Origin of the sequence: Microbacterium sp. LWH12-1.2 (genome assembly GCF_040675825.1) — a bacterium.
Taxonomy (GTDB): domain Bacteria; phylum Actinomycetota; class Actinomycetes; order Actinomycetales; family Microbacteriaceae; genus Microbacterium.
Map to the genome: position 1 here is coordinate 1 of NZ_JBEGIJ010000003.1, position 13141 is coordinate 13141.

Annotated in this window: 15 protein-coding genes; 2 read left to right on the forward strand and 13 right to left on the reverse strand. The window is 60.1% G+C overall.

What is annotated here, in order from left to right; translation table 11 throughout:
• Positions 1-45: 45 nt before the first annotated feature.
• Positions 46-450, reverse strand: a complete 405-nt coding sequence (locus tag MRBLWH12_RS18495) for a DUF3263 domain-containing protein (protein ID WP_363551250.1) — start codon at positions 448-450, stop codon at positions 46-48.
• Positions 451-512: 62 nt separating this feature from the next.
• Here MRBLWH12_RS18495 and MRBLWH12_RS18500 point away from each other — a divergent pair, with 62 nt between their 5' ends.
• Positions 513-1766, forward strand: coding sequence for an O-antigen ligase family protein (locus MRBLWH12_RS18500; protein ID WP_363551252.1), 1254 nt, complete (start codon positions 513-515; stop codon positions 1764-1766).
• Here MRBLWH12_RS18500 and MRBLWH12_RS18505 read toward each other — a convergent pair.
• The 9 genes from MRBLWH12_RS18505 to MRBLWH12_RS18545 form a co-directional block, all read right to left on the reverse strand.
• On the reverse strand, positions 1740-3443 hold the full coding sequence (locus MRBLWH12_RS18505) for a right-handed parallel beta-helix repeat-containing protein (RefSeq protein WP_363551254.1): 1704 nt from the start codon (positions 3441-3443) through the stop codon (positions 1740-1742). The genes MRBLWH12_RS18500 and MRBLWH12_RS18505 overlap by 27 nt on opposite strands.
• A gap of 29 nt (positions 3444-3472) precedes the next feature.
• Positions 3473-3796, reverse strand: coding sequence for a holin (locus MRBLWH12_RS18510; RefSeq protein WP_363551256.1), 324 nt, complete (start codon positions 3794-3796; stop codon positions 3473-3475).
• Between the two features lie 280 nt (positions 3797-4076).
• The gene (locus MRBLWH12_RS18515) at positions 4077-4901 is read right to left on the reverse strand and encodes a M23 family metallopeptidase (RefSeq protein WP_363551258.1); all 825 of its coding nucleotides are present in this window, start codon (positions 4899-4901) and stop codon (positions 4077-4079) included.
• 11 nt (positions 4902-4912) lie between these two features.
• Positions 4913-5416, reverse strand: a complete 504-nt coding sequence (locus MRBLWH12_RS18520) for a hypothetical protein (RefSeq protein ID WP_363551259.1) — start codon at positions 5414-5416, stop codon at positions 4913-4915.
• Between the two features lie 63 nt (positions 5417-5479).
• Entirely contained in the window at positions 5480-6337 is an 858-nt protein-coding gene (locus tag MRBLWH12_RS18525) for a hypothetical protein (protein ID WP_363551412.1), read from the reverse strand.
• A complete protein-coding gene (locus MRBLWH12_RS18530; protein ID WP_363551414.1) occupies positions 6334-7446 on the reverse strand; it encodes a hypothetical protein in 1113 nt (370 codons plus the stop codon). Before MRBLWH12_RS18530 ends, MRBLWH12_RS18525 begins: the two co-directional genes overlap by 4 nt.
• An 11-nt stretch (positions 7447-7457) precedes the next feature.
• Positions 7458-8279: a hypothetical protein gene (locus tag MRBLWH12_RS18535; protein WP_363551415.1), complete on the reverse strand. Its 822-nt coding sequence runs from the start codon at positions 8277-8279 to the stop codon at positions 7458-7460.
• Positions 8279-8476 (reverse strand): hypothetical protein, encoded by a 198-nt coding sequence (locus MRBLWH12_RS18540; RefSeq protein WP_363551416.1) that lies wholly within the window; start codon positions 8474-8476, stop codon positions 8279-8281. Before MRBLWH12_RS18540 ends, MRBLWH12_RS18535 begins: the two co-directional genes overlap by 1 nt.
• A gap of 12 nt (positions 8477-8488) precedes the next feature.
• Positions 8489-11275 carry a phage tail tape measure protein gene (locus MRBLWH12_RS18545; protein WP_363551417.1) on the reverse strand — a complete coding sequence of 929 codons (2787 nt, stop codon included), beginning with the start codon at positions 11273-11275 and terminating at the stop codon, positions 8489-8491.
• A 43-nt stretch (positions 11276-11318) separates the two neighbouring features.
• On the opposite strand from MRBLWH12_RS18545, the gene MRBLWH12_RS18550 reads away from it, so the two are divergent.
• On the forward strand, positions 11319-11606 hold the full coding sequence (locus MRBLWH12_RS18550; protein WP_363551418.1) for a hypothetical protein: 288 nt from the start codon (positions 11319-11321) through the stop codon (positions 11604-11606).
• On the opposite strand, the gene MRBLWH12_RS18555 is transcribed toward MRBLWH12_RS18550, so the two are convergent.
• From MRBLWH12_RS18555 to MRBLWH12_RS18565, 3 genes are all read right to left on the reverse strand, one after another.
• Positions 11581-11895 (reverse strand): hypothetical protein, encoded by a 315-nt coding sequence (locus MRBLWH12_RS18555; protein WP_363551419.1) that lies wholly within the window; start codon positions 11893-11895, stop codon positions 11581-11583. The genes MRBLWH12_RS18550 and MRBLWH12_RS18555 overlap by 26 nt on opposite strands.
• A 59-nt stretch (positions 11896-11954) precedes the next feature.
• The gene (locus MRBLWH12_RS18560) at positions 11955-12404 is read right to left on the reverse strand and encodes a hypothetical protein (protein WP_363551420.1); all 450 of its coding nucleotides are present in this window, start codon (positions 12402-12404) and stop codon (positions 11955-11957) included.
• A 71-nt stretch (positions 12405-12475) separates the two neighbouring features.
• A complete protein-coding gene (locus MRBLWH12_RS18565) occupies positions 12476-12985 on the reverse strand; it encodes a hypothetical protein (RefSeq protein ID WP_363551421.1) in 510 nt (169 codons plus the stop codon).
• Positions 12986-13141 lie beyond the last annotated feature (156 nt).

Genomic DNA, 13141 nt, shown 5'->3' on the forward strand with positions numbered 1-13141 from the left:
AATACGACATCTAGGTGTATCCCCAGGTGTATCCCACGGTCAAAACTAGCCGCCCGGGGGAGTGGAGGACATGCGCTTCTCACGCTCCACACGCCTCCGTGCAGCCCTATCGCGTACCAGTCGTGCGGTCACCGGGTCTGCTGCTATTCCGGCCTCAGATGATGCAGCACGGGTCAACAGGAGGTAGTAGCGCGTTTCGGTGAGTCCGAGCTGATCGCGGATCCGTAACCATTTGGTGGTCGCGTGTCCGGGGTTGTCTCGTTCGAACGCGAGAAGCGTGGCGGGAGTCATGTGATCTAGCGTGCGCCAGGCCACCGACACGGAGATATGCGCCCTGTATGCTATGAACATGCGGAGCGGTATGAACCAATGGGCCGGGGTGGCGGCAGTCTCGGTCGCTTTCTTCGCGCTCCACGCCGTGTTCGGACGTGACGACTTCACGATCATCATTGGCTTATCTGGTGCAGCGGTCTCACTAGCCGCGTCGGTTCTTCTCGGAGCACTAGCCGCCCGTGACTAACTCGAGCGCAACATCGGACAGCCGCTCGAGCGTTATCGGCCCCGTCGCGCTTGGTCTTTTCGTAAACGCGGGGTCGCTGAAGTCACACCCGTTGCTCGCGTGGCTCCCACTCGATCTCACCTTTGCGTTGGCCATCCTGCTGGCGTTGGTTTCGATGGCTACCGCATTGCGATCAAGCTTCATCCCCAAAGCGATTGGTGTTCCGGTGTTGCTCGCCGTGTCCACCCTTCCGGGCGTGGCGCTCATGTCAACCGGGTATGGCGAAAGCAAATCGTCTTACTTTTACACCCTCACGCTGCTTGGCATGTGCGCAGCAGTCTTTCTGCTTGACACCCCGCGACGACGCAACGCATTTCTGATCACCCTCGGTGCCATCGGCGCAGTGGTCGCCATCCTTGTTTTCGTGTCGCCTGCGCGCCCCGCGGAGTGGAGTGCAGTAGTCATGCTCCCGGGAACGAACACAATCGCCACCTCGCGAATGATCCTTGCCGGGGTCATCGCCGTTGCTCTCTACTCGATGATCGGAAATCGGAATCTAGCCACCCGTATCGGCCTTTTTGTGCTAGCGGGGTTCATGATCATCACAGCGCTCAACACGGGTTCGCGTGGACCCGCGATTGCTGCGGCCGCGGGCGTGGCGGTGGCACTTCTGGTAACGCCCGCCTTTGGGCGTCGCCGGCTCCGGTCCATTACGTTGTTGGCCGGGGTGGCGACTGGGGGTGTACTCCTGGCCGCTCAGGGGGGCGCGGGTGGGATAACCCGCATTGTGACGTTCCTTGAGGGGGAGACGGATACGTCGGCTGGCGCGAGGGGAACTTTCTGGGACGTTGCAGTGTCCCATGCGACAAATCTCCCCCTTGGTGGCGGGTGGGGCTACTTCGGCAAAGCTTTCGCCGGGGATGGCGCGACTGCGACTACCGCAACCTACCCACACAACAGCATCATTGAAATCACGCTTGAGGCGGGTTGGGCTGCGGGCCTCACCTTCATCATTTTGGCGAGCATGGCAATCACTCGGTACGTGAAGGTTTCCGGTACGGCGCAGTCTGCGACGTTTCTGGTTCTGTTCGTGTTCACTCTCCTGAACTCGTTGGTCTCTGGCGACGTGAACGACAACCGCCTGATGTGGGTGCTGCTCGTCGCGGCCTGGGTGATCTCTGCGCGCACGCCCAACGCAGAAACGCCCCCACCCGAAACCCGGGTGGGGGCGTTTCAAGAGTCACTGGACAAGACCAGTAGCCTGTAGGTCGTCGACGACCGAGTTCACAACTTTCGCTGTCGACTCGTGGTGAAGTCGCAGATTCTCCACTGCAACACGCAAGGCGTTCAAGTCGGCAAGCGTGGCCGCGTCCCCCAGTGCCGCAGGGGTTGCCGTGAAGGCGGCAGACTTGTCATTAGCGGTGTACGCCGCGTGGGTCTTGCTTGCCGTTGAATAGGTCTGCGTGTAAGCGGTCGGGCGAACCACGGGGGTGACGCCCCAGAATCCCACCTTCTCCCCAGTCTTGCCCACCGTGACCAGTGACGCGTCAAAAGAAACGGCGGTGATGTTGCCGGAATCCAGAATCGTCCCGTCAACCCCAGCAGACCAGTCGTTACCCAGCATCGTGATCGTGTTCGGGGTGACGTTCGTGACCTCGACGCCATAGTTGAGAACGTTGGTCGCAGTCTTCGACTCGCGCCGCACATGGTTTCCGATGACGACACCGTAATTGTGTGACGACTGGACGAAAACGCCAACGGCGCGTCCTGCCGTGCTTGTCCACGGGTCAACGATCGTGTTACCCGTGACAACAAATCCGCGGTTGTCGTGATAGATCGAAATGCCCTCGCGGGTCGGTTCCACGATCGTATTGCCCGTGACGACCAACCCCACGGTGTCATTGAACCGGATGCCACCCAGCCCGAATGTGTCCACCCCCATGCCGCGAACAGTGTTCCCGATAATCGATCCGGTCGCGGCGTCGGCCGAAACGCCCGTCGACGTGTTCTCGCCAGCGAAAAGGATTCCGCTGCCGCCCGATCCTGATGTGGACGGGTGGGTAATCGTGTTGCTCACGATCTGCACATCATGGGGGCCGTACTTGTTGCCGCCCCACCCGGAGCCGACCGCAGCGATACCAATCATCGCGTTACGCACAGTGTTGTTGGCGATAGTGATGCGCTCACCCGAGTGGGTGTCAATGCCCTCCCAGAACGGTACGCCATCGATCGCGTTTCCCTCGATCACGAAATCCGTAGATCGGGGGTTATCCGCCAGTGTCCCAACTTCAAGATGGCTGACCGCAATTCCGTATGCGTTCGGGGTCGCGGTCACGTTTGAGATCTTGTTCTTCGTGACCTTCCCATCCGTGCAGGACAAGAACATCAAGCCGGCGTACCGAATGTCATATGCCACACACCGTGTGACCTGGATGTCATCGCAGTACTGTGCCCACAGTGCCCCCTGCCCCCACGTGTCAAACACGCACTGCTCGATTGTGACGTTCTCGATTGGGGCCGCTGACGTGCTTCCGTGTGGGTAGATCGCCCTTTCGCCAGAGACAAGCGACGCAAACTGTGCACCCGTGAACCGGATGCCGCGCACTGTGACATCACTCGATGTAATCTCGAGACCCGCTTTTCCGCCCACGCTCTGGGTGATGCGGGCACCGAATCCGGTGATCGTGAGAGGCTTACTGGCCACTAGGGCATCCGTCAGTTTGTAGTGACCAGCCGGGAAGTGGACGGTAGATCCAGATGGCGCGGCGTTGAGCAGGTTTTGGATGGCAGTAGTTGAGTCTGCGACTCCGGTTGTATCGATCCCCGCGCCGACCATAATGATGCTCGCAACGAAGGTTCCTCCGAGCGTGGTAGTGAGCGCGTTGATCACGGGTTCCGGCAGGCGGTAGTCCGCGTCATCTACAGCAACAAGACGATTAGCCATCGCGTCTCCCGCCTCTCATGTTGTTGGTGTCAATGGGTGCGGGAGATTGCCGCCTGAATGTCCGCGTTCTGCTCATCCGGGCCGAGCTGTGCGTGTGCGAACAGGACTGCATCCTTGATGTCGCTGTACGGCACCTCTTCAACAGCAGGCTCATCAGTCTTGCCTCGGAATGCGACCGAAGTGAGAACAGAAACCAGGCCAGCGAGTCCAGCCACGGATGCGATCTGTGGCCAATCAACATCCAGGAGGCCCGTCACGTTCGCGGTGAGAACAGCCGCCGCCGCCTGTGCGACCGTGGACACTGCCCGATCGAACGCGTCAACCCAGAAACCCTTGCTTGCGTACTTGCTCATTTGCTTCTCCTTCAACGCGCCAAATCTTCCGGCCAAGTAGGACCAGGAAGACGAGGCACCTGCTCGTCATAAATGTGCGCCCACAGAACATGCGACCAAGACCGGTACGCATTCCGTTCACGCTCCAAAACCTCAACCCGCGCATCCAACCGGGTCACCATCGACAACGCCAACGTGCCAGCATCAGCCTTCGATGTACGGTTGCTATTCGCCCACGCCACTATCGCGGTCATGACAGCACCACCCAGGACACCCAACGCGCCCCACGCCTCCGGAGGCATCAGCCGTCAGTGTTTGCGGTGAGCGTCAGGCCATCAAGGGCATCCCTCGCGCCCCGCTCGGCCGCATCCTCGATCGCCTTCATGTCAAGAGCGACACCAGACCCCGCGGAAAGCTGCGCAACCGCGGCCTGCAACGCGGCAAGGACTCCCGCGACCTGGGAAGAAAGCTGCTGCGAGTAGATCGCGACATCGAGAAGGCCGTAGAACGCCTCGCCAGGCTTCTCGCCATACGGCTTAGCCCACGTGATCTTTCCCGTCGTGTTGGCCGGGACGTTCGCCGGGCCAAAAAGCGCCTGGTATACGGCCTCGAGCCGCCGATCCTGTTCAGGTGTCATGTCGTCCTCCTCAGACGCGAAACCACCAGCAGCAGTGCCGCCAGTCAGTGCATGGAAATCGACCGTCCCGGACGATCCGAATGTGTAGCCGCGCCCACGGAATGCGGTCACATGTACGTGATCGCCGCCCGTGTTCGACCAGAAAGCGTCATTGCGGTACGGCTCACCGAAGAACTCGGAGCCGTAACCGGACGCGCCCGAAATGGCAAAGACTTCGCCGGGGTCCAGTTGCTGACCAATCGACGCGACGATGCGCGAGTTGTGCAGGTAGCGAATCCAACGGGTGCCATCGTCAAGGGTGATGTACCGCCCGGTCGCCCAATCGACGTTGCCGCCAATGTCAACAACCCGGCAATACGTTGGTGCACCCAGAGGCGTCCCAGTCGGCATGTAGTAATCCGTCCCCGGCTCACTCGACGGCGGATTGCGGCGAAGGTGCGCGTCGCGAGAAGACGTGCCGGTATACGGCCCCGGAATTAGGTAGCTCATGCCGGTTACCCCTATCCCGCCGCCGCACCGGACAGCATTTGCACGGCCGTCCAGTGAATGTCCGCCGCGACCTGACCGCCACCAAGCGTGTAAACCCGAACATCGAAGCCCGTCGTTGTCCGAGACCCATAGTGGACAACGCACACATTCGGGTGACCAATAACCGTCGCCACGATGACAGGAGGCACAGAGAACCTGCCCGCGGGAAGCGGCACCGTCGTAATCCCCGACGCGGCAATCGCAGCCGACCCAGCAGAAAACGCATGTACCCGCTGAATGCGAAGCCAGCCCGAACCGTCATGCACATAATCCGTGTCGGTGTCCAAGGCGTGGCCAGCAAGCCCCGCACGCTCATACGGGTACGCATCTAGACCCGCCAGGTTCGCCCGCACAATACGGTTACCCACATCGGCGGCATAAATGCCAGCAGCGGTCGGGTCCACACCGGTATCAGGCGCGCCCGTATCCAGAAAGATGGGCCTCCCGGTCGTAGCATCATAAGAATCAACAGCCATGCGGCCCCCTTAGAAACACAAAACGCCCACCCTTTAGGCGAGCGTTCAAGAAATAGGAATGGTTCAGCGCGTACCGCTGATCAGGAGGGCACCGGAGAGCGCATCCCCGGCCGTACCGCGCCAGATGTTGTAACCGCCATCCGCAACCCCAATACCGCGACCGCCAGCCGCGACATAGGTTCCAAACCCAACCGGAAGCCAAACCCACCCGGCACGGCTACCCTGCGGGAGATCGATCAAGGAAGAGATAGAAGGGGGACCGCCCGGAATGGCCCAATGCGGATGCACACCAATGGACGCCGAGCCAACCTGCTGCACCAGCGGCAGATATATCTGGATGCCCGTCACCGTCCCCGACCCGACCGCATCGCGAACCGTGTCGCCATACACCCAGATGCCGTCGTTGTGAGCAGAAGCCCAGGGGTCGTTGCCCCACCATGAAGACTCGTAACGGCCACTGTTGGTAGCCCGCACCGTCACCTGAAATGGACCCGAACCGACCCCGCCAGTCCCGGGCGGGACCGGTGCATCAGTCCCGGTGACCTTGCCCTGAATGACACCTGTTGCCCAGTTGACTTCCACCGGGTCACCAACGACGGGCGTGTACCCATCGCGGTAGTACAACATGTACTCAACGCCATCCACCAAAACGGTCGCCTTGGGTGAACCTGTGCCCGTGATTGTGCCCAAAGGACTCAGGGGTGTCACTGGCCCCGAGACGGCAGGCGAACCGTTCACCCAGTCAACGCGCACCGCCATACCCACAGCAGGCGGGTAGAAACCGACACACGGAATCGTCACCGTTGAAGTCCCAATGTTGACGACCGCAAACCGGCCCTCCATGCGGACGAAGATCGCCGTCTCCGAACGCACCGACCCACGTGCCGCCAACTGTCGGGCAACTGTCTCAGCGTTGCTCATGACAGCTCCCGAGAAACCCGCATCGTCACGTTCATGTACGCGCCACCCGAGAGGGCGACCTTGCGAAGCTGGCCAACCAGTGGACGCTTCCAGCCATCCAACGCCACCACGTCACCCACCTCAACAAGCGGGTTGACGTGGCACTGAATCTGTACGTCATACTGCTGAGAACCAATCGACTGATCCAGAACAGACTGAACCGCCGTGTCTCCCTGGCCCTGCGTCGTCACGAGATCAGACGAGTAGTAGCGAGTGTTCGCCCCATAAGGCCCATCAACACGAAGCGGCCCCGTAGTCACGCGGGCCACCGAATAGAACGGCTGGCCAGCCTCATCCTCAAATGACCCGACCACCTCGTTGTAAACCGTGTCCGTGTCGATCTCGTCTGCCACATCAAGCACAGTCCCCGACGTCCCCAGTCGCAGCGTCGCAACAGGCTCACCTACGACATCCGAGATGATCACCCACGCGCCGCGACTGTTCACCACAGCCGAACCACCCAGGACGCGCCCAAGCTCAAGCACCGCATCCAAGCGGCCACCCTGCTTCGCTTCCCAAACCTTAAGAGACGGCAACGGCACATCCGCAACGGATTGCTCAACCGGCATACCGGTCAGCCGGCGGATCTCATCAAACGCCGAAGCGCCCGCCGCTGACTGTTCTGGGAACTGAAACCCCCAACGGTCAATGTCGGCTTCCAGGGAATCAAACTTCAGCCCAACGCGAGAAGCCACCACAACCTCGCGGCCCTGAACGGCCGCTACCGAATCGGACGCATAAGGGACCGACGTGACCCGGAACATGCCCAATGAAACGGACTCAGAAAACCCGCCCGCCCGTATCGTCATAACCGGCTCGACGCGTGCGCGGAACGGGGACAGGAACCCTTCCGTACCCACGGGAACAAGAGACGAACCGTCTACTGGCGCATGAACCACGGCACCAGACCCCGACGAACACACGCGCCGGCCAAGATCCGAATCCGACTGCCACGACTCAAACCGGATGCCCTCAAGCATCCGATCGGGACCATTGAACACATTCACCGTCAGCTCGCGCTCAAACGAACCAGTCAGCACATCCTCAAGAGCCTCGCTGTGCTGCCTCATGTGGCCCCCTCTTATCCCGCAGTGCCCGCGAGGTCGTACCTACGATTGATGTCAAGGCGGGTAAGCCCACCAGCATTTACGGCCGCTCGAGTAGCGAAGAAAGCGTTTATATCCGCCCTCGTCAACAGGGGGATGAACAGACCGGGCGCGGGGGGATCTACTTCATCCCCGTCAACTTGGTGTGAAATCTCCCCGCCGCCCCACTGGTGATTGATGTCAACCTCGGCCACGTCAAGCACCGACAGGAACAACGGCTGTGGTACGCGCATCTTCTGATGCGTCGACCCCAGCCGGATGCACACCACTGGCGGCATACTCAGATCGCCACACATTGCCTGAATGGCATCTGCGCCCTCGTCATCAACAGTGCGAACATCCAACTTCAAACCGACGACGCCATGACGCGGCTCCGACAGAACCACGCCAACTCGACGGCCCAGCGGCCTGGACACGACACCAGGAGTCGGGCGACGGATCACCGCGGCAGAATCACCACCCAGTTGCACCTTCACCCCACCAGCCGGATTCAACGGGTTATGCATCCACGTATCCGCACAGATGATCGTCACTGATGCCGAGTCCGTGAACCCAAGTGAATTACCCGCCTCATCAAACAACTCGGCACGATACGTCACCAGGATGTTGAAAGGAATCTCAAAGTCGATCCGAGTAAACGCACCTGCCGTGGCCGCACGAACCGCACCACGCATCTGAAACTCGCGGCCAGCCGCAAGGCGATAAACCGTCAGCGTTGCAGCCTCAGGAATCAGATCATCAATCAACACCTCAACAAACGGTGCAGCGGTCACATTCGTCAGCAACGTAATCGCCATCAGATAGCCTCCGCGTTGTAAGGAATGATCGTCACGTAACCGATCGCATAAGCGACAGCATCGAAGGCATACAGAAGCGGTTCGGCTTCAACGAGATCCTGAACCTCATACAACTGATCACCAGCCGGAATCGCGTCACGCCCCGGCGAAAACAAATCCGGGTAGTACCGGTCCTGACGGAAAGCACCAAAAGCCATATGCTTCTCCCGTCAGGACCGTGCACCATACTTCGACCACGCATTGGCGGAATTGTCGTGAGCAACAATCTGCTCCTGAACAATCGCACGAACCGGATTGCCATCAACCATCAACGTGAACACGGCCCCAGCAAGCGAAACGCTTACGGGTTCCGCAGACTTCGCAGACCCCGAGAACATTCCAAGCTCCTGACCCGACTTCATCCATACGCCCACAGACCGTTGCCTACGTGCCGGGTCCATAGAGATGTAAGCCTCGCCGTACTCCTCAGCGAACTTGTGAATGCCACCCGGCGTGTGCGAGTAGATCCCCGGCTCAAATCCCGAGTTCGCAAACGCCTTCACGCCATTCGAGTACATCCCGCCATTTGCCTGAGCAATAGAGACGTCCTTGTTGCCAACCGTGAACGACTCCAACGTCACCCGCTTATAGGTGTTGTCGGGGATCGCGTCAAGACGCTGCTTCAGTAGCCGCAGCTTCTCCTCAGCGGTGTCCGTTTCGGCGATGATCTTCATCGTCTTCGCGTCAGGCAAATTGAAGACTTCATCCGCCAGCTTCACAACCTCTTCACGGTTGAACCCGGCCGCAGTAGCAGACTCGATGAACGCCTCACGTTGACTCTGCAACGTCGCGTAGTACTTGTCTGCCGCATCCTTGGATGACATCGTTGCCTTGTCCTGCTCGAACTGAGCAGCAGCAGCATCCTGGGCCGCACTGGCAACACCTGACAGCATGTCCTCATTGGCGGAACCGGATTCCGTGTTCCTGTCCAGCGAGATGCTGAAGCCCTCAAGGGTTCCGTTGGCTTCCTCGTAGGCGTTCCTCTGTCGCTGAACCTCGTCCGAGATGCCAGCAAGCGCGGACTGATACCCGGCGTTCGCAGAGATCGCATCCTGCGCGACACCGTTCGCCTCATTGATCGTGTCAATCAGTGATGACAGCTCGTCGTGCAGTTCATTGACCGAGTCGGCCTCATCCTGATACGCCTCAGCCGCGGATTCAGCCGCATCCCCACTATCACGAGTGGCCTCGGCCTTCTCGCGAGCGAGCTGTGCGGCCTGACCAAGAGCGCCAGTCTCCTTCTCTACCTCCTGGCGAAGCGACTGTGCCGACGAGTGCGCAGAGATGCTGGCATTGTCGAAGAAGTTGTAGGCGTCGATAGCCTTCTGAGTCTTCGCGTCCAGTTCCTCGAGGGCGTTCGCGTCTCCCTCGATTGCCTTCCGCACAACACCCAGAGAGATACCGAGCTTGTCAGCAGATTCCGCCATCGACGCGTAGCCCGCAAGGTTGAGGAAGTCTTCCTTGTCGGTGATGCGCGTAGCAATGAGTTCACGGGTCGCCTCAGTGACTCGATGCGTGCCCTCCTCGAGCGTGTCCGCATACGCCTCAGCCCTGGCGCGAGCTTCCGCCTGGGCTGAAGCCACAGCGCCAATCGCGGTAACCATCGCGGTCAGCGCGAGGATCGCACCGCCACCGACCCAGCCAACCTTCTGCATAGAAATGTTGAGAGTCTGCAACGCGATCTTGAACTCTGCGATCTTCGGGACCGCCAGAAGAGCCGCACCGCCAGTGAGAGCAATCGCACCAGCTACGGTCGCGAGGATTCCAATGATCCCCTGCACCGGGTCGGGAAGATCGCCCATGAACCCGGCAAACTCAGTCACCGCATCCGAAGCAGCGCCAACAGCAGGAAGGAACACCTGACCGAAGTCGATCGCCGCATCCCGCACCGCGTTGCCAGCAATCGCGATCTTCGACTCCACGGTTTCGTACCGCTTAGCCGCCTCAAGCGTCAGAGCGTTGTTCTCATCGAATGCAGCGTTGCCATCAGCCATCGCCTTTGAGAAGTCGTCGGCAGCGGCAGAAGAACGCAACAGTGCGTCACGCATCCGCACCTCAGTGATACCCAGCTCGGTCAGAACGCCGATCGTCGAAGACCCCTGAGCCTCCGCGTTAGACAGCCCCTTCACGAACAGGGACAGCGCAGCAGCCGGGTCCGACTTCCACTTCTGAGAGAAGCTGTCGGCCGAAACGCCCGCCACCTTCGCGAACATCTCAAGACGGTCGCCGCCCGCATCCACAGAAGAAGCAATGTCGATCATGACCTTCGACATGGCCGAACCGCCAGCCTCCGCTTCAATACCAACCGAAGACAGAGCGGTTGCAAGGCCCAGAACGTCGCCCTCGGAGAGGCCAATCTGGTTACCAGCACCAGCGAGACGCATCGACATCTCAAGGATCTCGGACTCAGTGGTTGCGTAGTTGTTACCCAGGCCGACGATCGCAGAACCCAGATTCGACACCTGATCCTGCGACGTGCCCATGATGTTCGTGAACCGGGCAATAGCCGTAGCCGCGTCACTCGCCGAGAGGTTCGTCGTCTCACCCAGGTCAATCATCGTCCGGGTGAACGCCACAACATTCGGGGTCTCAATACCAAGCTGACCCGCAGCCTCAGCAACAGCCGCAATCTCATCGTGAGACGCCGGCAGTACCGAAGTAAGACCCCGAAGCCCCTCCTCAACACGAGCCAACTGCTCGGGTGTACCCTCAACGGTCTTCGTGACGCCAGCCCAAGCGGACTCCCACCCCATCGCCGCCTTCACGGACAACGCGGTGACAGCAGTGAGGGCGGCACCCGTTACAACAAGGCCGCGCCCCAACTGCTCAAATGCTTGCTTCTTCTGACCCAGCTTCTCGGCCTCAGACCCAACGGTCTGGGTAGCGCGAGCCGCAGCAAGCATCCCCTTCTCGTAGTCCGAAACCTCAACGGTCAACCGAGTTTTGACAACGCGCACGCGGCCACCCCCACAACTTCGGACGGGCCGCTATAATGACGGCATGTTGATAGCGCTGATACTGTTCGGCCTGATAGGCATCGCAGTCTTTGTCGCGGTCGTATTCCTCGGAGTGTTCAAAGTCGACAGCGACCAGAACAAAGCCGAAAAGAACTCAGGTGAAGCGCTCGACAAACTGTTCAACGGCGCGACTGACGTCACGTTCTCTGGACACTTGCGGTCCATGAAATACGAGACAGTGATACTCGGGGCCAAGGAACGCGGCTACAAGGTCGCCCACCAAGCGGGCGACCCCAAAGCCACATTCACCCTGATCTTCGAGAAGGCTTAGGCTTCTTCTCCACGCGCCACAGCAGATATTCCATGCCCGCAGCATCGCCCAGCTTCTTACGGCGAGCTTCCTGCGCTTGATGTATTGCCATTGCCGCGAGATCGGTGATTGGCTCGGGCACCTTGAAGCGCCCAACATTCTTCGGGTCGGTCGCCTCAGAAAGCAACAACCCGGTCGAACTGCGCGGTTCGGAATCCTTGCGCCGGGACGCAAGAAGTAGCGCCACCTCGCCGCGGGTGAACCGAGACTGAGTGACAGACACGGACAGCAGTTCGCCATCCGGCCCCACAGTCACAGTCTTCGGCGTCCACCCACCCAGCTCACGAACAGTGACACCAAGCTCACGGGCTAGCTGCGCTTCTTCTTCCGCAAGCCCGCTGAGGCTTTTCCCGCCGCCTCCACCACCTTCTCAGGCAACAGCTCATGCGCCGCCCAGATCTCGGTAGCGACTTCCTTGCGGCCCGTCGACGTCAGGGCACCCCAAACGGTAGGCCACTTAGAGAACGGCTTACCCTCCGCATCCTCGCGGATCATGTCATCAACATCATCGCCATCGACAAGAGCAACGTTCGGGTATGCGGCAACCACCGCGTCCACGTTGTAGCCAAGATTCACATCCTGCATAACATCCGTGCGCGGCGGATGCTTCAGAACCAGATCACGCCAAGCCGACCCCATCATTGGCACAAACCGAACACCCACCCGGCTGCGACCCAACACGACTGGCACAAGCTCCGGTTCAGCGTCCTCAACTAGGGCCACGGCCTCAGCGATCAGCGCATCAAGATCAATGCTCACAACTTCCTCACCATCCCTCACCAAAAGGAAACCGGGGACAGGGCGGTGAGGTGCCCCGCCCCCGGAACTTGTTACGCCGCTACGATCGCGATCTCGTGCAGAACTTCGCCCGTAATCGACGGAGAAGTCATCTTGTGCGCCTCAGTGTTCGCCGTCGCCGGAACAACGTGCGAACGAGTCGTGCGCACCGGAACAAGGTCAGTGATGACATCTCCCGCAGCTCGAGTCCAACCGTTCTCATAGCCCAGGAAATGGACGATGTAACCAGACGTGCCGCGAACGCCAATCGTGGTCTCCGCATCAGTCGGAGTCTCACGGTTGAACACGTACAGCAGAGTCAGCGCGTATGCAATCGTGCCCTCAGCCGACAACTGCTGCGCAAGCGTGTACCGGGTGATATTCCGGGGAGTCTCCGTGACCGCCAGGCTGTAACCCGACGCGCCATACAGGTCATACGTGATCGGTGTGCCCGCGGTCAGCTCAGCCAGCGTTGGGGCGCTCGGGTTCGCAATCGTCGGCACCCAAAGCACCGTACCCATGTCTTCGTATCCGAAGCCCTCACTCACAGTCTCTTTAGCCATTAGCTTTCCTCCTCAGGGATAAGCCCCTCGGAGGGGGCGGTATTGTCCTCGCCGTTCTTGACGGACCCACGCTTCGCATGAGGCCGTTTCTCCGACACTGTGCCGGGAATGTGAGAAGCCGGTCGCTGTTTCGCAACCGGCTCAGAATCAATGACC

Bases quoted from the DNA above. Each gene is read 5' to 3' on its own strand.
- MRBLWH12_RS18510 (WP_363551256.1), bottom strand. From the start codon at position 3,796: ATGAGCAAGTACGCAAGCAAGGGTTTCTGGGTTGACGCGTTCGATCGG.
- MRBLWH12_RS18515 (WP_363551258.1), bottom strand. From the start codon at position 4,901: ATGAGCTACCTAATTCCGGGGCCGTATACCGGCACGTCTTCTCGCGAC.
- MRBLWH12_RS18540 (WP_363551416.1), bottom strand. From the start codon at position 8,476: ATGGCTTTTGGTGCTTTCCGTCAGGACCGGTACTACCCGGATTTGTTT.
- MRBLWH12_RS18525 (WP_363551412.1), bottom strand. From the start codon at position 6,337: ATGAGCAACGCTGAGACAGTTGCCCGACAGTTGGCGGCACGTGGGTCG.
- MRBLWH12_RS18495 (WP_363551250.1), bottom strand. From the start codon at position 450: ATGATGATCGTGAAGTCGTCACGTCCGAACACGGCGTGGAGCGCGAAG.
- MRBLWH12_RS18550 (WP_363551418.1), top strand. From the start codon at position 11,319: ATGTTGATAGCGCTGATACTGTTCGGCCTGATAGGCATCGCAGTCTTT.
- MRBLWH12_RS18530 (WP_363551414.1), bottom strand. From the start codon at position 7,446: ATGAGGCAGCACAGCGAGGCTCTTGAGGATGTGCTGACTGGTTCGTTT.
- MRBLWH12_RS18505 (WP_363551254.1), bottom strand. From the start codon at position 3,443: ATGGCTAATCGTCTTGTTGCTGTAGATGACGCGGACTACCGCCTGCCG.
- MRBLWH12_RS18535 (WP_363551415.1), bottom strand. From the start codon at position 8,279: ATGGCGATTACGTTGCTGACGAATGTGACCGCTGCACCGTTTGTTGAG.
- MRBLWH12_RS18565 (WP_363551421.1), bottom strand. From the start codon at position 12,985: ATGGCTAAAGAGACTGTGAGTGAGGGCTTCGGATACGAAGACATGGGT.
- MRBLWH12_RS18520 (WP_363551259.1), bottom strand. From the start codon at position 5,416: ATGGCTGTTGATTCTTATGATGCTACGACCGGGAGGCCCATCTTTCTG.